Here is a 17,664-nt window from a genome sequence, read left to right as displayed (position 1 = left end):
ACTGTCGCTTAGATTTTCGCTCTTGCTTCGATCATTCGACAGTACAAACTCTATTCAATGAATCAGAGACAGTACGCCGCGTCCTCATGTCTTCGTCTTTGTGACACACATCATGGGCACAAACTTTATCTCCGCTCATGCATCGGTAAGATTCATTGTATCTATCCAATCGGACCCTTACAGGCAGTTGATCCCACCTATCTTCTTTTAGCATGCTTAGAATCTTAAGGTTGGGATCTTACTGCCCGTTAAGAGTGGAAAAAATTATTTTACCGTAAGTGAATGGATGCCAGTAGCTTTTTCGATTGCTTGTTCAAGATCATCGATTAAGTCTTGGGCGTTCTCAATCCCCACTGATAAACGTACCAAATCTTCGCTTACGCCAGCTTTCTCAATTTCTTTCGCAGTAAGCTGTTGGTGTGTCGTACTTGCTGGATGGATGATTAAACTTTTTGCATCCCCAACGTTCGCAACATGAGACCAAAGGCGAATAGAGTCGATCAGTTTTGCTCCCGCTTCTCTGCCACCTTTAATGCCAAATGTGACAATGGATCCTGCTCCTTTTGGTAAATATTTATCAGCCAATTTCTTATCAGGATGATCTTCATTACCCGGATAGTTGACCCAAGAAACCGCAGGATGATTTTGTAGATAATCGATGATAATTTTCGTATTCGAAATATGTTCCTTCATTCTCACATGTAATGTTTCCAATCCTACCGCAAATTGAAATGCGCTCTGCGGGCTTAATTGTGGCCCTAAATCTCTAAGCAGTTGAACACGAGCTTTTGTAATAAATGCAGCTGGGCCACATGCTTCACTATACACCATTCCGTCATAGCTTGGATCTGGTTCAGTAAATCCTGGGAAATTCGGTGAATTATAATTAAACTTTCCTGCATCTACAATGATTCCGCCCATTGTCGTGCCATTCCCCAGTAACCATTTTGTTGCGGAATGAACGATAATATCAGCGCCAAAATCAATCGGTCTGCATAGATATGGTGTCGCAAACGTACTATCGATAATGAGCGGAACACCTGCTTCATGTGCAATATCTGCTACTGCTTCAATATCAAAAACACGCAAACTTGGATTCCCGATCACTTCCGCAAATACCGCTCTTGTTCGTGAAGTAATCGCTTCTCTAAAGTTTTCAGGACTATCAGGTGATACAAAATGGACCTTTATCCCATATTTCGGAAGTGTGTTGGCAAATAAATTATATGTACCGCCATACAAAGTGGATGCAGCTACAATTTCATCCCCCGCACCTGCGATATTCATAATCGCTAACGTGATTGCAGCCATACCACTAGATACTGCTAATGCACCAATGCCCCCCTCTAATAACGCTACTCTCTCCTCGAACGTCGTTACGGTTGGGTTATGAATTCTTGAATAAATATAACCACTCTCTTTCAAACCGAACAAATTAGCTGCATGCTCTGTGCTTTTAAAAGCAAAAGCATTACTTTGATAAATTGGTAATGATCTAGCTCCAGTAGTCGGGTCAGCCTCAAGCCCACCGTGTACACTTAATGTCTCAAATCGATAATTGTTTTTTTCTTCTCCCATGCAAATCCACTCCCTTTTCGTCATTTATTCCTTATTTTTCGCCCTGGCAAACTAAGTGGATGAGAATCAAAAAAAACCTCTTTAAGAAGAGGTTTTTATCAACTCTTCTTATCTTCCAGAGCTAATACTCTGCTGGAATTAGCACCGTGTATGATATTACATACCGGTTGCCGGGCTTCGTAGGACCAGTTCCTCCACCACTCTTGATAAGAAATTATTTTAATTTTCGGTAAATTAATCTTAGGACTAATATATCACGGCCTATAGTGCTCGTCAACTTTATTTTTATTTTGCCCTACGTCAAATATTGCTGCCGGATAAATGGGAACTTAAGAAGACCCATACCTCACACGCATCGACTTTTACCGTGTCATTGATACGAAGTGTTGTTGGGCCTTCTTTACAATTCCAGCTTTTTTAAGAGAGTATACAAATAAGGGACAGATTGGAATGCGTAAATTTTCTCCAACAATTGTCCTTCTTTAATAAGCAACAAACAAGGGACACTTTCTATCTTATATTGTATTGAGATGGCTGGAATATAGTTCATATTCATCTTGCCGCTTTTTAATTTAGGATACATCTCTAACACTACAGTTAGCATTTTTGAAGCGACCTGACAAGTTCCACACATCGGGGTATACAAATATAAGCAAAAAGTATCCTTTTGTTGAATCGCGTCATTTAATTCTCTTTCATTCCATTCTTGCATGGTAATACCTATCCTCTATTCTAAAAATTTCATTTTCACATCTATTTTAGCTGAAAGTAGCATAGTTGAAAGATGTTTTAGCGGGGCATCCGCCACTTGACGATACATTTTATCTATATAAATATGGGATGCATTGGGCAATTCACGCATCAGCTGTTTCCTAAGTTTTTCTCCAGAATCATCTGCGTCTACGAGGATATAAACATCTTTGTCTTCCAACTCTTCCACAAGTTCATCCAATCGAACTAAAGAGATTGTCCCGTTTGTACAGATAATCTCAATATCTTCATTCAAGATCTTTTTTACTTGACGCTTATCAGAAGTACCTTCGACAATAAGAATTTTTTCAACCTCAGGCTTCACGAACAACATCATCACCCATCTTTTAGTTCATTCAATGTACAAAAGTTAAGCGCCATCCATTACCATGAAGGATCAATCCTGTAGCACGCTACTCGCCTAATCCTAATGGCGGCGGTGCGGAGACGGATTTTCGGGACTTTCTATAATTAAATAAGTATACCTGCTAAGTAGGTAGGTTATATTAGAAGGTTGCGAAGACCCGTCCCCATGTCCTTCATACAGGAAATTTCAATAATTGACCGATAAAACAAGGAAGACCGTCGCAGCAGTCTTCCTCATTTAACACGTTATCCTTCGTTAATCATTGCTTCGTAAGACTCTGCTGTCATTAATTTCTCAATTTCACTGTTGTCAGACGGTTCGACTACGATCATCCAAGCCTTCTCATAAGGGGATTCGTTGACAAACTCAGGGCTATCATTCAGATCTTCATTCACTGCAACGATTTTACCGCTGATCGGTGCATATAATTCAGAAACTGTTTTAACAGATTCCACGCTGCCGAATGGCTCGTCCGCTTTAATTTCATCGCCTACTTCTGGAAGCTCAACAAACACGATATCACCAAGCTCTGATTGCGCAAAGTGTGTAATTCCGATACGAACCGTTTCACCTTCAGTTTTAACCCATTCATGTTCTTCCGAGTAACGTAGTTCTTTTGGTGTTGTCATTAGTAAATCCCTCCAAGTATGTAGTACTATCACTCTTATAGTATAAAGTAGATTTTCCAATTTGGAAGTGTTTAAATCCAATTCTTCTCAAATTCTTCTTCTTTAAAACCGACTGTTACCGTTTTCCCGTCTGTAACAATCGGACGCTTTATTAACATTCCGTCTGAAGCTAATAACTCTAGCATCTCTTGTTCAGAAGCATCTTTCAAACGATCCTTCAATCCCATTTCACGATACTTTTGACCACTTGTGTTAAAAAATTTCTTTAATTCCAGACCACTGTTACGGAACAACTCTTTCAATTCAGAACTTGAAGGCGGATTTTCCGCGATATGGATGTCTTTGTATGTAAGTTCATGTGCATCAAGCCAATTTTTAGCTTTACGGCAAGTTCCGCATTTTGGATACCAATAAAATGTTAAGGCCATTTTCTCACCACCTATTGATAGAATACCCGTTTTTTAGTCGTAATACAAAATAAACATGACGTAAAAAACACCATCATTTTCCACGGAGGATAAATAATATAGTATGCTACATTCGCCTAATCACAATGGTGGAGGTGCGAAGTTAATTTTGCGAAGCCCCACGCCCCACCCCCATGCGCTTCATTCAAAAAGACTCCCAGAATACCTGAACAGTGAAGACGCTCAAGTTCTCAGAGTCTTTATTTCATTTTTTAATCTATAACACAAATTTTCCTGCTTCAATTAATTTAACAGAGGCTTCACGCTTTTTGGCAATAACATTGATGGGTGTATGTCTAGTTAACTTGCGAAGAGAAGAAAGCATAATACGCAATGGATCGCCCGTTTCTATAGCAATTAAAGTTTCCTTTGCATGCTGCTCGATTTCATTAAATGCTTCTTGAACGAAGATTTCTGTGTAAAGAACCTTTTGTTTGTTCTTTAGTAATCCATTTGTAGCTATTGCCTTTTCTGTACGCAGAATAACAGATTCAGCCGCATATGCAAGTGAGACGATATCCGCAATGTTTACCAGAATTTCTTGCTCTTCCTCAAGCTTAGGTCCAAATTTTTGTGCAACAAGTCCTGCCGCAAGCAAGCCGATTTTCTTTGCATTTCTCATTAGCATTTTTTCTTGTGCCAATGGCTCATCGCTTGGTTCCTCAGGCATCATCATCATTAATTCTTCTTGGAGAGTTTGAGCTTTTTGTAGAAGGGGTAACTCGCCTTTTAACGCTTTTTTCAAGAATGTTCCCGGTACCAATAAGCGATTGATTTCATTCGTCCCTTCAAAAATGCGATTGATTCGTGAATCGCGGTATGCTCGTTCAATTTCGTACTCTTGCATAAAACCATAACCGCCATGTAGCTGGACGCCTTCATCTACAACATAATCCAACACTTCTGTAGCAAAGAATTTATTCAATGAACATTCAATCGCATACTCAGCAATGGATGCTGCAACCGCTTTGCCATCTTTCACTTCTTCATCTGACAGCTGGCTCATTCTTTGTTCAAAAAGTCCAACTGTACGGTAGACTGAACTTTCGGCTGCAAAGATTTTCGAAGCCATCGTCGCCAATTTTTCTTTTGTTAAGTTAAATGATGAAATGGCTGTTTTGAATTGTTGACGTTGGTTCGTGTAGCTTACAGTAAGGTCGAAGGCACGCTTCGCCCCTCCTACTACACCTACACCTAATTTATAACGTCCGACATTTAATATATTGAAAGCAATAACGTGCCCGCGACCAGCTTCACCAAGGAGATTCTCAACTGGCACTTGAGCGTCTTCAAGGATCAACGTACGTGTAGACGAACTTTTGATTCCCATTTTCTTCTCTTCAGCGCCGACAGATACACCTGAAAATTCACGCTCTATGATGAAGGCTGAGAATTTTTCTCCATCGATTTTTGCGTATACAATGAATACATCAGCAAATGCCGAATTGGTTATCCATTGTTTTTCGCCGTTTAATACGTAGTGAGTACCTTTTTCATTCAGTCTTGCTACAGTTTTTGCTCCTAGAGCATCCGATCCTGAACTTGGCTCTGTCAAAGCGTAAGCGGCAATTTTTTCACCTGTTGCAAGCAGTGGCAAGTATTTTTGTTTTTGATCTTCGTTCCCGAAAAGAACGATTGGCAGAGAACCAATTCCAACATGAGCACCATGTGTAATTCCAAATCCGCCTGCACGAGACATTTTCTCACCAATTAGTGCGGAACTGACTTTATCAAGACCGAGTCCTCCGTATTCTTCTGGAACATCTGCCCCTAACAAGCCGAGTTCACCGGCTTGTTTCAGCAATTTCACTGAGCGATCGAATTCGTGGCTCTCTAAATATTCAACCTCTGGTAATACTTTATTAATGACAAAGTCCTCCGTTGTTTTTGCAATCATTTTTTGCTCATCCGTGTAATCCTCTGGAGTGAATATTCGATCATACGTAATGTCTTCAATAAAAAAACCGCCGCCTTTAATCAACGTTTCAGTTTGCTTAGCCATCTACCGTACCTCCTAATCGAATTCAAGGGTCAGGCCCTTCCTTGTCAGCCAAGAAAATCATTATCCAATTAACTCAAATACTCCAGCAGCTCCCATGCCGCCGCCAATACACATCGTTACGATGCCAAATTGCTGATTTCTGCGTTTCAATTCATGAAGCAAGCTTAGCGTTAATTTTGTACCGGTGCACCCTAGTGGATGACCGAGGGCAATTGCACCGCCGTTTACATTCACAATTTCCTCATTTAAACCAAGTTCTCGGATGATTTGGATCGATTGTGAGGCAAACGCTTCATTCAATTCAAATAAACCAATATCTGAGAGGTCCAACCCCGCTAGTTTTAATGCTTTAGGAATTGCCGCTACCGGACCAATCCCCATAATTTCAGGAGGTACGCCAGCTACTGCAAATGAACGAAATTTCCCCAGTGGAACGAAGCCAAGTGAAGTCGCCTTCTCACGATCCATGACCATAACAGCCGCCGCCCCGTCACTTGTTTGTGAGGCGTTACCAGCGGTTACTGAACCTGTTAGTGAAAAAGCTGGTCGTAACTTGCTAAGAATATCTATTGTGGTTCCTTCACGTGCACCTTCGTCTGTCGTAAATTGATAGCTTCTTAAATCAGGCTTTAAATCCGCACCAACAGAATGAATGGTTACATCAACGGGCACAATCTCATCAACAAATTTTCCAGCCGCAATTGCCTTTGTTGCTTTTTGATGGCTCCGAACCGCAAAAGCATCTTGGTCTTCACGCGAGATGCCAAACTTCTTTGCTACTTCTTCTGCTGTATGCCCCATTCCCATATAATATTCAGGTGACGTTTCCGCAAGCTTTGTATTCGGACGAGTCACATGCCCCATCATTGGTACCATACTCATGGATTCTACTCCGCCAGCAATGACTGTATCGCTAAATCCAAGCATAATTCTTTCGGCACCATAGGCAATACTGTTCAAACCGCTTGAACAATAGCGATTGATGGTAATGGCAGGTACAGAATTGGGCAAACCGGCAAGTGCGCCGATGTTTCTTGCCATATTTAAGCCTTGTTCTGCTTCTGGCATGGCACATCCAATGATTAAATCATCAATGCTTCCTTCGTAATTGCCAGCACGCTTCAATGTCTCTTTCACGACAAGAGCACCTAGGTCATCCGGCCGCACTTTGGCAAGAGAACCTCGTTTCGCTTTCCCAACTGGCGTTCTTGCTCCAGCTACTATTACCGCTTCTCTCATAAGGATCCTCCTTATTTTAAATGTAAGAATCTACCTAAATGCATATATCATGATTAGTTGCGCAGCGGCTTTCCTTTAAGAAGCATATGTTGCATTCTCTGCTGTGATTTTGTCATAGAAATTAAGCTTAAGAATGCTTCTTTTTCTAAGTTTAATAAGTATTGCTCATCCACCTCTGTACCAAATGGAACTTTACCGCCAGCTAGAACAAAGGCAAGCTTTTTCGCAATGACCATGTCGTGTTCAGAGAGATATCCTGTTAGGCGCATCGACTCTGCTCCTAGTAACAGAGTTGCATACCCCGATTCGCCAACTACTGGAATTTTTTCCTTTACTGGAGCCCTATAGCCTTGATCATGCAAAGCCAGAACCACTTGCTTCGCATCATATATTAAGTGATCTGGATTTACGCTGATTCCATCCACCAGATTCAAGAAATTATTTTCACGTGCTTCTTCTCCCGATGAGGAAACCTTTGCCGTAGCAACCATTTCAAATACTTTGTTTACGACTTTCTGCAAATCAACTTCCACACCTTTTGGCAAGCTTGTCAACGTCTTATAATAAAGCTCCTTCGCTCCTCCACCGCCAGGAATTAAACCAACTCCCGCTTCAACAAGGCCCATATATGTTTCTAAAGATGCTTGAATACGAGCTGCCGGAAGACACACTTCAGCACCTCCGCCTAAAGCCATATTAAACGGGGCTGCAACAACTGGTTTCGAACTGTATTTTATCTTTAACATCGCTTTTTGGAACTGAGTGATGACCATATCTAATTCGAAAATATTGTCATCCTGCGCTTCCATTAGCATTAAAGCAATATTCGCTCCGACACAGAAATTCTTCCCTTGGTTACCAATAACCAGACCTTTATAATTCGCTTCTACTTCCTCAATCGAATAGTTGATCATTTGAATGATATCAAGTCCGATTGCATTGTTTGGTGAAGTAAATTCAAGTAATGCCACATCATCACCGATATCAATTAAGGCTGCACCACTATTCTTTTTAATGACCCCTTTTTGTTTTTTCATCTTTTTTAAATCGATTACTTTAGGGTTTTCGATAACTAACTTATATTCACCATGATGGAAGTACAGCATTTCACCTTGTTCATTTTCTTTGTAAAAGTGAGTGAACCCATTTCTTAGCATTTCTTTTATCCATTCTGGTACGTGAACGCCTTCTTGCTCTAATTTCGTTACGGACTTCTCTAGACCAATCGCATCCCATGTTTCAAACGGACCATGTGTCCAACCGAATCCCCATTTCATTGCTTGATCAATTGCTACTATATCGTCTGCGATTTCACCAAGCAGTACAGCAGAGTAAGTGAGCACCGGGGTTATTATCTTCCACAAAAGCTGTCCGGCACGATCATCCGCATATACGAGCGCCTTCATTTTATTAGAAAAACCTTTTGCCTGCTTGCTCATTTCAGTCGAGGGCGTTTTTAGTTTCTTTCTCGGAATATATTCCAAAGTTTTTGGATTAAGTTCGAGAATTTCCTTTCCTTTTTTCAAATAAAAACCTTGGCCGCTTTTACTTCCCAGCCACTCTCTTTCAACCATATTGTTTACGAAATCAGGAATCTGAAAAACTTCCTTTTCTTTACCAGCTACCTGTTCATATACATTTCTTGCTACATGAGCAAATGTGTCTAACCCAACAACATCGAGTGTACGAAACGTTGCACTTTTCGGTCTACCAATCATTGGTCCTGTGATGGAGTCTACTTCACCGATACTTAAACCTTCTTTTAACATTTCTTGTACAGTTACAAGCAAACCATATGTTCCAATTCTATTAGCTATGAAATTGGGTGTATCCTTCGCTTCGACAACCCCTTTTCCAAGGACATCTTCACCAAACTGTTTCATAAATAAAAGCACTTCTGGATCCGTCATTTTTGTTGGAATGATTTCAAGCAGCTTTAAATAACGAGGAGGGTTGAAGAAATGAGTTCCTAAAAAATTCCTTTGAAAGTCTAACGAACGCCCTTTTGCCATAGCCTCAACCGAGATTCCAGATGTATTGGAACTGATGATGCTCCCTTGCTTCCTATACTGATCAACTTTTGCAAAAATTTCTTTTTTCACATGTAAATTTTCAACGACGACCTCAATAATCCAATCCACAGAGCCAAGTTTTTCTATGTCATCTTCAAAGTTACCTGCCTCAATTAGTGCGAGATTACTTTTTGAAGTAAGTGGGGCAGGCTTTTGTTTCAAGAGGTTTTGAATAGATGTACGGCTTAATCGGTTTCTAACCGCTTTATCTTCTAGTGACAATCCTTGTTTCTTTTCATCCTCAGAAAGCTCTCTGGGGACGATATCAAATATATAAGTTGGAATTCCTAAGTTAGCAAGGTGTGCAGCAATCCCTGAGCCCATAACCCCTGACCCTAAAACAGCGGCCTTTCTGATTTGTCGAACCAAGTTCATATCCCCCTTACTTAATTGTTTTGAATGAATACTCATTCATTTTTTCATTAAAAAAATACGCGACCTTTTTCTATCTTAAATATAGTTGATTTCAGAAAATTCCGCAATCATTATTGGCTAAAAACGCCACTTTTTCATTCAACAAATGGTGACATATTATTTCTCTAACCACAAAGACTAACGAGGTAGGAGGTGATTCGTAAATGGTTAAGCGTAAAGATAACCCATCAAAGGCTGCAGTAAGTGCAGCGAGCGTAAAAGGCAACGCAGGTCCTGGAGTAGAAGGACATGGACAAAACAAAGTGAACAGTACAAATAATCAATTTAAAAAATGAAGTTGTTCCTCACTATAGTATGTATTCCTTTTAATAGTGGTGTTCTTTAGAAGAACGATGAGGTGGGAGGAAATATGATGCAACAAAATATGCAAGGCAACCAGCCACAGAGCCAAACTCCTATCGGGGTTATGAAACAGCCACCCCAAATGGTTTCAACGAAAGATAGCCTTTATTTAAAAGATATGCTTTCTTGGAATTTACTTGCTATGAAGAAAGCTCATTTCTTCGCCGCTCAATGCCAAGATCAACAAGTCGTGCAAGCCTTGAATAAATATGGCCAAATGCATCAGCGCCATTATAACACCGTACTTGCACATCTTAATCCTGCTCAGCAAAATCAACAGTTCCAATAATCATGATGAAAGGAGATATACAATTTGCCCAATCAAAGTAAAGTGCAAAACCCTGAATCACCTATTCCAAAAACACCACAAATGAATGAACGTGACTTCGTAAATGATATGCTGAGTACAGAAAAATATTTAAAAAGTTCTTATGGAGTAGCATTAAATGAATTGAGCAATCAAACTATGTACCAGGATATTCAATCCATCTATACCGAAGTGGAAACAGCTCAAAGGGAACTTTATTACTTAATGTTTGAAAAAGGCTGGTATGCCCTGGAACAAGAAGACACGCAAAAAATCGGCCAAGCCTTTCAACAATTTAGCGGCTATAAAACGCAATTTCCTTATGGCCCTGGAATACAATAAAGTGAATCTCAATCAGTAGAGGGTTTGTTCATCGCCCACTGATTGTGTCGTCAAATCATATGCTTGCGTTTCGTTAAAGCGAGGCGACTGATGTAGGAACGTCTCCTAAGATTGCTCACATTTTGTGAGCAATGGGCGCCATTCCATCCTGTGATAATCCGACAAGCTTAGGATGGAATATGGCGTGGCGTAGATTGCCACAGAGTATTACAGCTTATGACAGACGGGTTAGCATCTTCAACTAGATTAGGCAGTTATCCTCCGCCTAAACCTTGTAGGTGCTGGTGCTGCCCCTTAATATAAAAGGAGAAGGCTAAGCCTTCTCCTTTTGTTCTCGATAATCATCGTTAAGTTTTTTTATTTCTTGAATCAGCTTAATCATATCTTGTTTTGCTTCTGGATAGGTGGCATTCCAATGTTTAGCAAGAGCAGGCATCGATTTAGCAATATACGAATAAAGTGCCCAGTATCGTACTTTTTCCTGAAGTTCAGGATCATTTTCACCAGTAAGAAGTTCCGTATATTTCTCAATTAAACCATCAAATTGCTCAGTAAATTGATTGTTCATATCAACACTCCTTTGCAAGTGATTTTTTTAAGAACCTACAAGTTAGCATTTGTGCTTTACTTATTTATCCGTAGAAAACATATATTTCTTATAATGATATCTAATACTAAAAATTAGACCCATCGCCATCATATTTCCCATCAGTGAACTCCCACCATAACTAATGAAGGGAAGCGGAATACCAGTAATCGGCAAAACACCAATAGTCATGCCAATGTTTTGAAATACGTGGAACGTAATCATACTAATTACCCCTACACAAATATACGTATAGAAGTTATTCTTCGTGTCCATCCCTGATTTCGTAATATGATAAATCAGCAAGAAGAACAAACTAACAACAATACTTGACCCAAAGAATCCGAATTCTTCCCCAATCACACTAAAGATGAAATCAGAATGGCTTTCTGGCAAGTACACTTCTCTGGCACCGATGCCACCTTCTAATGCTTTTCCTGTCGTTTGCCCTGATCCAATAGCAAGCAGTGATTTCGTTAATTGATATCCTGTTGAACTGGCGTAATTATAAGGGTCTAACCAGGAATAAATCCGTCCAAATTGATATTGCTTGACCCCTAAATATTTTTCTAAAATATCAGGATGCCAGAGAACAAAATATAATATTGTTCCAGCGACTACTGTACCGCCTGCAAAAATAGGTGTTAATATCTTCCACGAAACACCTGAAACAAAAATCACTCCAACTAAAATTGCAATTAATACAAGAGAAGTTCCTAAGTCAGGCTGCAACATAACTAGCATAATTGGTGCCATCGTTACTAGACCTAATTTCAACAACAGCCAGAAATCCGTTGAAAGCGTCTTAATTGGATTTCTTTCATGATGAGCGGACGCTACATTGGCAAGCGCTATGATCAAAAACGTCTTCATGAATTCGGAAGGCTGAATCGAACCTACATGTTTAATGACGAACCAACTCTTGGCCCCATTTATGTTAGGAGCTAACGTATCTGGGGCTATCACTAGCAAAAAAAGTAAAAAAAGTCCAAATCCATATAAATACCAAGTTATTTTCTTTAATTGATCTGAATCAATGGTAATAATAGCTGCAACAATACCTACACCAACCGCGTACCAAAATACTTGTTGTATCAAAAAGTTATTTACATATTGTCCAGATGTCTGTGCACTGTATATCGCAATACAGCTCGTAATAAATAGCAGAAATAGTATAAATGCTAATGTATAATCAATTCTGGATGAAAGTTTATTTTTTGATTCCATATTACTCTCCCCTAAGAAGGATTAAGGGAACTATGTTCAGTTGCATTTTGCGAAAATAATCCCTTTCTTACATCTATCCATTATACTGTATACCTACAAAATCACAACTATATCGTTTGTTGGATATCATCACCATATAATCAAAAATGGGCACCTATCCTATTTTGTTAAATGATAACTTACTTTTCAAAATTAAACATTGCTTATACTCTAGAAATACATTATACTACTATCATATTTAATTAAATATTCCCATTCACCGATGGGGTAGAGGCTGCAGCTTATAATAGTAAAGCGGACGAGATTCAATGAAATTCATGACTCCGTTTGAAAGGATAAGTTGCCGAAGTTTAGATAGATCATTGACTATCCAGGCTGGCGATGTTTCCGAATAGGAACATCACTGTCACGTTTATCAACGTGGAGAGCTATCTTCGGAAGGATTTAACGGACTTAAACAGCCGTCGATCTTTTTCGACTGCTGTTTTTTTATTTGCTCTTTAAAACTATTTAACCTTCCAAACAAAACCTGTATGACATGATAACAAAATGCCATCATTTACCATTTAGGATTAATCATATTCCACGCTACATTCATCTAATCCTAAATGGTGGCGGTGCGGAGCCGGATTTCGAGGTACTTTCTATACTAAAATTAGTATATGCGCTAAGCAGTTTGGCTATATTAGAAGGTTGCGGAACACTATCCCCGTGTCCTTCATACAAAAGGAGTGTATAAAATATTGGCGAATTCACCAGCTAACCCAACTCAATTAAAAAGGAGTCTTAAAGCACGCCACCTGATGATGATTTCTCTTGGAGGATCGATCGGTACAGGGATATTTTTAGCAAGTGGCGGCGCTATTCATACAGCAGGACCAGGAGGAGCACTGCTCGCCTATGCAGCTGTAGGGATCATGGTTTATTTCTTAATGACCAGTCTTGCCGAAATGGCGGCTTACATGCCAGTAGCTGGGTCATTCAAAGTGTATGCAACGAATTTTGTTGACCCAGCATTTGGTTTTGCCATCGGCTGGAACTATTGGTATAACTGGGCAATTACGATTGCAGCAGAGCTTGCTGCCGTTGTATTGATTATGAAATTTTGGTTCCCAGAAAGCCCTTCAATTATGTGGAGCGCACTTGCACTTGTGATTATGTTTGGCTTCAACTACCTGTCTGTTAAAGGCTTTGGTGAAGCAGAGTTTTGGTTTGCCCTTATTAAAGTTGTAACGGTCATTATCTTTATTATTACTGGATTTTTAATGATTTTCGGTATTATGGGTGGAGAATCTGTTGGCTTTACTAACTTCACAATCGAGGACGCACCGTTTAATGGCGGATTCTTCGCTATTCTCGGTATCTTCATGGCAGCTGGTTTTTCTTTTCAAGGTACAGAATTACTCGGAGTAGCTGCAGGAGAAAGTGAAGAGCCAGAAAAAAATATTCCAAAAGCCATTAGCACTGTATTTTGGCGGATCCTTCTGTTTTACATTTTATCTATTTTTGTCATCGGGATGATTCTTCCTTATACAGATGAACGATTATTAAGTGATGCGGTTTCCGTAAGTCCATTTACACTTGTATTTGAACGGGCAGGATTTGCCTTTGCTGCATCTGTCATGAATGCCATTATCTTAACATCTGTATTATCCGCAGGTAACTCAGGCATGTATGCCTCTACTCGTATGCTTTGGGATTTAGCACGCGATGGTAAAGCACCGAAATTCTTAGGTAAATTGGATAAAAGAGGCGTGCCAGTCAATGCCTTAATTGCAACTACTTTAGTTGGATCGCTTGCCTTCTTAACCACTTTCTTCGGAGATGGTGCAGTTTATATGTGGTTATTAAATGCTTCCGGTATGGCTGGTTTCGTTACATGGCTCGGTATTGCCATTAGTCATTACCGATTCCGTAAAGCTTATATTGCTCAAGGAAATGACGTTAAAAATCTTCCTTATCGGGCAAAATGGTTCCCATTAGGACCATTATTAGCACTATTTCTATGTATTTTCATTATATTAGGGCAAAACTATCAAGCCTTTACAGGAGGCGGGATCGATTGGAATGGAGTATTTGTTTCTTATATCGGTTTACCTCTTTTCTTAATCGTTTGGCTTGTCTATAAAGTTAAATACAAAACAAAATTAATTCCTTTAAAAGACTGTGATTTTGAAAGGGAATAAATAAAAAAGCAAGGTCAGACTCCACATGAGAGTCTGACCTTTTTTTAGGATAGCCTGTTCTAATAAATTGGCTCTGATAAACTTGCCTGTTGATTGCAACGAGAGGCGTTCGCTTTCCGCGGGCGGGTCCGGGAGCCTTCTCAGCGCTGCGCGACTGTGAGGTCTCCCTTTGATTCACTTTTCCCGTTGGAGTCCACACCTTCTGCTCCAATCAACATAATGTCAAAATCAACAATGAGCTTTAACATAGCCAATAAATTATGGTAAGGAATCTAATATGCTTTCCTCACGTAATCCGGAGATCAAAGCTATCCCCCTACAGTTAATGTGCAGACGGAAAAACTCGTTTCACTGTTTCAGTGAATTCATTGGCAAAACCAGAAATAGGATGGCCATTTCTTACATCATTCGAATAGCCTTGCATCCGATCAATAAAGTCAGGATTCGAGGACACGTACACATTTTCAATTGATGGATCAGCTGCTCTCACTTTATCTGCTATTTTCTCCTCTACATTCCGCGCTAACTCATTGCTTCCTTTATCCGATAGCTCAGCAGCAACATAGGCACTGTTTCCCATTACCATCACTGAAGAACTATTCACTTCTCGCAATTTATTGACTTCCATAGCAAGGTCGTTTCCTTCACGGATGTTATTATTATTAGTGTTGTTTCTTACATTATAGTTCCGGTTGTAGTTTCCATTGTTCTCATTGTAGTTTACATTATAGTTCCCGTCATAGTTCCCGTCATAATTCCGGTTAGGATTCATGTTTGGGTTATAACTTACATTTGTTGGGTTATCCACACCTTGTTTTTTAGTCCCCTGATTGGCATTGTTGGCTGTACACCCTCCAACAAATAGTGTTGCTATTATTCCGCCCGCAATGATTGCGTTCTTCATATCCATCACTCCTTTTTAGTTATTACAAATTTAGTGTTTGTAAGAGAAGATGAAATATGTAATAAACGAAATAAATAACCTGAAACAAATACTTCCATGTAAAACACTGGTCTTGTTACCTACATCGACCTTCTTTTTAAATTTACGCGTCGAAACCAAATTTTCGTTTATTTTGCAGTAAAATCATCTGCATAGACAAAAAAACAGGCAAGAAGAATCATCTTCCTGCCTGTTCCCTTATTCTCCAGATGGTTCTTGAGTAGGTGCTTCCACCGTATTATCCACCGGAGCTTCTTTACTTTCTTCGTTATTATAATTATAGTCAGAAGGTTTAATTGGTGTGAAACCCTTAGGCGTATAGAAACGCAATAAATCTCCATTCACAACCTTATCGGAGTACTGAAGTAATTTTTGCGCAAGCTGTTTTGTTGCATCAATTTCTTCTGTTTCTTCGATTAATTCCCCTGTATTGGTATCATAGTATTTCCCTTTAATTGAAGTGATAGTTGGTGTAACAAAATCTCCATTTCGGAATGGAACCAATTCGTGATGGTCTTTAGACAATAAATCTGTCCCAAATTGAACAAACTCTTTCGTATCAACACCTAATAAGTGCATAAGAGTAGGCATTAGATCAATTTGGCCTCCATACGTATGGTTGACTCCACCCTTGACACCTGGTGCATGAATCAATAAAGGTACACGTTGTAATTGTGCGTTTTCGAATTCCCCAACTTCAGTTCCAAGTACTTTGGACATAGCTCTCATATGGTTTTCTGAGATTCCATAATGGTCACCGTACATGACGATTACGGAATTATCATATAAACCGGATTCCTTTAAATAGGTAAAGAACTCCTTAAGTGCTTCATCCGCATATCTGGCTGTTTGGAAGTAATTATCAACTGATTTATCACCTGTTGTATGAGGTCCAATCGTTGTTAAGTCTTGATTTATCGAATACGGAAAATGGTGAGACACTGTGATAAACTTCGAATAAAATGGCTGTGGCAATTTATCAAGCATCGGGATTGATTCTTGATAGAAAGGCTTATCCATCAAGCCATAGCTCATTGTATCTTCTACATTCATATCATAATAGCTTGCATCGTAAAAACGATTAAACCCAAGCGCTTTATAAATCTTATCGCGGTTCCAGAATGTCTTATAGTTACCATGAAAAACAGCAGACGTATATCCTTTTTCCCCTAAAATAGCTGGTGCAGCTTGATACGTATTTTGATCATGTGTCGTAAATGCTGAACCTTGTGGCAAGCCGTACAATGAGTTCTCAAGCATAAACTCTGCATCAGATGTTTTACCTTGACCAACCTGATGGAAGAAATTATCAAAGTACATGAAGTCTGTGCTATGCGCTAATGAGTTTAAGAATGGTGTAACTTCTTCTCCATTAAGCTTGTAATCAATAAGGAAATTCTGCATCGATTCCAAATGGAGATAGATCACATTCTTGCCTTTTTCAGCACCGAAATATTCCGGATTTGGTTCAGCATACATCGCTTTTGTAAAATTAACAATTTCAGCGATGTCAGTACTGTTTGCCGTTGCTCGCTGTGCATATGTTTTCGTATTCTGTACAGCATCATATACCATGTAATTATACATACCTAAATATTTAACAATATAGTTACGGTCAAATGTTCTTGTGAGTAGTTGCGGACGGTCTTTTTCCGCTAATGCAAGGTTTACCGAGAAAATAGCAATCCCAGCAAGGAAAACCATAGCAACCGTACGGCGTTTTATTTTCATTTCACTCGGCTTAATTGCTTTAGAATAATACAAAGCAATTAATATGATTGTATCCAAGAAATACAAAATATCATACGGTTTGAATAACGCTAACACACTTGGACCTAAGTCTCCAAAGTTTGACGCTTGAGTAAGTGTTGGTAAAGTAATGAAGTCAGTAAAAGAACGATAATAAACGATGTTCGAGAACAAAATGGCAGATAAAATGAAATTTAACCGAATCACCCATTTATATGTTTTTTTCCCCTTTGCCAACAATGCGATCCCAAAAAATAGAACGGCTGAACTAATCGGGTTAATGAATAACAAAAATGATTGAAGTTTGTTATCTATTCCTAAATTAAATTCTACCTGATAGCCTATATATGTTTTAATCCAAAATAGTACTACTGCTATTATGAAGAAACTAAGAAGCCTAGTTTGTAAAATACTTCGACTTTTTTTAAGAAAATTATTCATGT

General features: G+C 39.3%; 16 protein-coding genes and 2 riboswitches. Of the genes, 4 read left to right on the top strand and 12 right to left on the bottom strand.

The window, feature by feature from the left end:
* Positions 1–264: 264 nt before the first annotated feature.
* The 8 genes from V179_RS0123760 to V179_RS0123725 all read right to left on the bottom strand — a co-directional run bounded on the left by V179_RS0123760 (position 265) and on the right by V179_RS0123725 (position 9,479).
* Complete coding sequence (locus tag V179_RS0123760) at positions 265–1,578, bottom strand: O-acetylhomoserine aminocarboxypropyltransferase/cysteine synthase family protein (RefSeq protein WP_028393683.1); 1,314 nt, start codon at positions 1,576–1,578, stop codon at positions 265–267.
* A gap of 105 nt (positions 1,579–1,683) precedes the next feature.
* A riboswitch (SAM riboswitch) is annotated at positions 1,684–1,791 on the bottom strand.
* A 187-nt stretch (positions 1,792–1,978) separates the two neighbouring features.
* Positions 1,979–2,290, bottom strand: coding sequence for a thioredoxin family protein (locus V179_RS0123755; RefSeq protein ID WP_028393682.1), 312 nt, complete (start codon positions 2,288–2,290; stop codon positions 1,979–1,981).
* A 15-nt stretch (positions 2,291–2,305) separates the two neighbouring features.
* Positions 2,306–2,662, bottom strand: a complete 357-nt coding sequence (locus V179_RS0123750) for a toprim domain-containing protein (RefSeq protein ID WP_028393681.1) — start codon at positions 2,660–2,662, stop codon at positions 2,306–2,308.
* A 278-nt stretch (positions 2,663–2,940) separates the two neighbouring features.
* Positions 2,941–3,324, bottom strand: coding sequence for a glycine cleavage system protein GcvH (gene gcvH / locus V179_RS0123745; RefSeq protein WP_028393680.1), 384 nt, complete (start codon positions 3,322–3,324; stop codon positions 2,941–2,943).
* Positions 3,325–3,395: 71 nt separating this feature from the next.
* Positions 3,396–3,752: an arsenate reductase family protein gene (locus V179_RS0123740; protein WP_028393679.1), complete on the bottom strand. Its 357-nt coding sequence runs from the start codon at positions 3,750–3,752 to the stop codon at positions 3,396–3,398.
* 256 nt (positions 3,753–4,008) lie between these two features.
* Positions 4,009–5,793 carry an acyl-CoA dehydrogenase family protein gene (locus tag V179_RS0123735; protein WP_028393678.1) on the bottom strand — a complete coding sequence of 595 codons (1,785 nt, stop codon included), beginning with the start codon at positions 5,791–5,793 and terminating at the stop codon, positions 4,009–4,011.
* Between the two features lie 60 nt (positions 5,794–5,853).
* Positions 5,854–7,032: an acetyl-CoA C-acetyltransferase gene (locus V179_RS0123730; protein ID WP_028393677.1), complete on the bottom strand. Its 1,179-nt coding sequence runs from the start codon at positions 7,030–7,032 to the stop codon at positions 5,854–5,856.
* A 53-nt stretch (positions 7,033–7,085) separates the two neighbouring features.
* Positions 7,086–9,479 carry a 3-hydroxyacyl-CoA dehydrogenase/enoyl-CoA hydratase family protein gene (locus tag V179_RS0123725; protein WP_407637269.1) on the bottom strand — a complete coding sequence of 798 codons (2,394 nt, stop codon included), beginning with the start codon at positions 9,477–9,479 and terminating at the stop codon, positions 7,086–7,088.
* A 203-nt stretch (positions 9,480–9,682) separates the two neighbouring features.
* On the opposite strand from V179_RS0123725, the gene V179_RS30310 reads away from it, so the two are divergent.
* The 3 genes from V179_RS30310 to V179_RS0123710 all read left to right on the top strand — a co-directional run bounded on the left by V179_RS30310 (position 9,683) and on the right by V179_RS0123710 (position 10,530).
* Entirely contained in the window at positions 9,683–9,814 is a 132-nt protein-coding gene (locus V179_RS30310) for a YuzL family protein (RefSeq protein WP_082191192.1), read from the top strand.
* A gap of 74 nt (positions 9,815–9,888) precedes the next feature.
* Entirely contained in the window at positions 9,889–10,170 is a 282-nt protein-coding gene (locus V179_RS0123715; RefSeq protein WP_034302374.1) for a hypothetical protein, read from the top strand.
* An 81-nt stretch (positions 10,171–10,251) separates the two neighbouring features.
* On the top strand, positions 10,252–10,530 hold the full coding sequence (locus tag V179_RS0123710) for a spore coat protein (RefSeq protein WP_051405123.1): 279 nt from the start codon (positions 10,252–10,254) through the stop codon (positions 10,528–10,530).
* 313 nt (positions 10,531–10,843) lie between these two features.
* On the opposite strand, the gene V179_RS0123705 is transcribed toward V179_RS0123710, so the two are convergent.
* On the bottom strand, positions 10,844–11,098 hold the full coding sequence (locus V179_RS0123705) for a YusU family protein (protein ID WP_028393673.1): 255 nt from the start codon (positions 11,096–11,098) through the stop codon (positions 10,844–10,846).
* A gap of 60 nt (positions 11,099–11,158) precedes the next feature.
* Positions 11,159–12,343: an FtsW/RodA/SpoVE family cell cycle protein gene (locus V179_RS0123700; protein ID WP_028393672.1), complete on the bottom strand. Its 1,185-nt coding sequence runs from the start codon at positions 12,341–12,343 to the stop codon at positions 11,159–11,161.
* Between the two features lie 260 nt (positions 12,344–12,603).
* Positions 12,604–12,782: riboswitch (Lysine riboswitch) on the top strand.
* A 304-nt stretch (positions 12,783–13,086) separates the two neighbouring features.
* On the opposite strand from V179_RS0123700, the gene V179_RS0123695 reads away from it, so the two are divergent.
* Positions 13,087–14,529 (top strand): amino acid permease, encoded by a 1,443-nt coding sequence (locus V179_RS0123695; RefSeq protein WP_407637268.1) that lies wholly within the window; start codon positions 13,087–13,089, stop codon positions 14,527–14,529.
* A gap of 322 nt (positions 14,530–14,851) precedes the next feature.
* Here V179_RS0123695 and V179_RS0123685 read toward each other — a convergent pair whose 3' ends face one another.
* Together V179_RS0123685 and V179_RS0123680 are read right to left on the bottom strand one after the other, a co-directional pair.
* Positions 14,852–15,433 (bottom strand): YhcN/YlaJ family sporulation lipoprotein, encoded by a 582-nt coding sequence (locus V179_RS0123685; RefSeq protein ID WP_051405112.1) that lies wholly within the window; start codon positions 15,431–15,433, stop codon positions 14,852–14,854.
* Positions 15,434–15,670: 237 nt separating this feature from the next.
* Positions 15,671–17,662 (bottom strand): LTA synthase family protein, encoded by a 1,992-nt coding sequence (locus V179_RS0123680; protein WP_028393669.1) that lies wholly within the window; start codon positions 17,660–17,662, stop codon positions 15,671–15,673.
* Positions 17,663–17,664: the final 2 nt, after the last annotated feature.

The organism is Bacillus cihuensis (assembly GCF_000504145.1).
Taxonomy (GTDB): Bacteria; Bacillota; Bacilli; order Bacillales; family DSM-1321; genus Peribacillus; species Peribacillus huizhouensis.
Note: the sequence above shows the minus strand (reverse complement) of the source record. Positions and strands in the feature narration are given on the sequence as shown.

Excerpts from the sequence above, each read along its gene's own strand:
- V179_RS0123760 (WP_028393683.1), bottom strand. The coding sequence starts at position 1,578 with ATGGGAGAAGAAAAAAACAATTATCGATTTGAGACATTAAGTGTACAC.
- V179_RS0123755 (WP_028393682.1), bottom strand. The coding sequence starts at position 2,290 with ATGCAAGAATGGAATGAAAGAGAATTAAATGACGCGATTCAACAAAAG.
- V179_RS0123750 (WP_028393681.1), bottom strand. The coding sequence starts at position 2,662 with ATGTTGTTCGTGAAGCCTGAGGTTGAAAAAATTCTTATTGTCGAAGGT.
- gcvH (WP_028393680.1), bottom strand. The coding sequence starts at position 3,324 with ATGACAACACCAAAAGAACTACGTTACTCGGAAGAACATGAATGGGTT.
- V179_RS0123740 (WP_028393679.1), bottom strand. The coding sequence starts at position 3,752 with ATGGCCTTAACATTTTATTGGTATCCAAAATGCGGAACTTGCCGTAAA.
- V179_RS0123735 (WP_028393678.1), bottom strand. The coding sequence starts at position 5,793 with ATGGCTAAGCAAACTGAAACGTTGATTAAAGGCGGCGGTTTTTTTATT.
- V179_RS0123730 (WP_028393677.1), bottom strand. The coding sequence starts at position 7,032 with ATGAGAGAAGCGGTAATAGTAGCTGGAGCAAGAACGCCAGTTGGGAAA.
- V179_RS0123725 (WP_407637269.1), bottom strand. The coding sequence starts at position 9,479 with ATGAACTTGGTTCGACAAATCAGAAAGGCCGCTGTTTTAGGGTCAGGG.
- V179_RS30310 (WP_082191192.1), top strand. The coding sequence starts at position 9,683 with ATGGTTAAGCGTAAAGATAACCCATCAAAGGCTGCAGTAAGTGCAGCG.
- V179_RS0123715 (WP_034302374.1), top strand. The coding sequence starts at position 9,889 with ATGATGCAACAAAATATGCAAGGCAACCAGCCACAGAGCCAAACTCCT.
- V179_RS0123710 (WP_051405123.1), top strand. The coding sequence starts at position 10,252 with ATGAATGAACGTGACTTCGTAAATGATATGCTGAGTACAGAAAAATAT.
- V179_RS0123705 (WP_028393673.1), bottom strand. The coding sequence starts at position 11,098 with ATGAACAATCAATTTACTGAGCAATTTGATGGTTTAATTGAGAAATAT.
- V179_RS0123700 (WP_028393672.1), bottom strand. The coding sequence starts at position 12,343 with ATGGAATCAAAAAATAAACTTTCATCCAGAATTGATTATACATTAGCA.
- V179_RS0123685 (WP_051405112.1), bottom strand. The coding sequence starts at position 15,433 with ATGAAGAACGCAATCATTGCGGGCGGAATAATAGCAACACTATTTGTT.
- V179_RS0123680 (WP_028393669.1), bottom strand. The coding sequence starts at position 17,662 with ATGAATAATTTTCTTAAAAAAAGTCGAAGTATTTTACAAACTAGGCTT.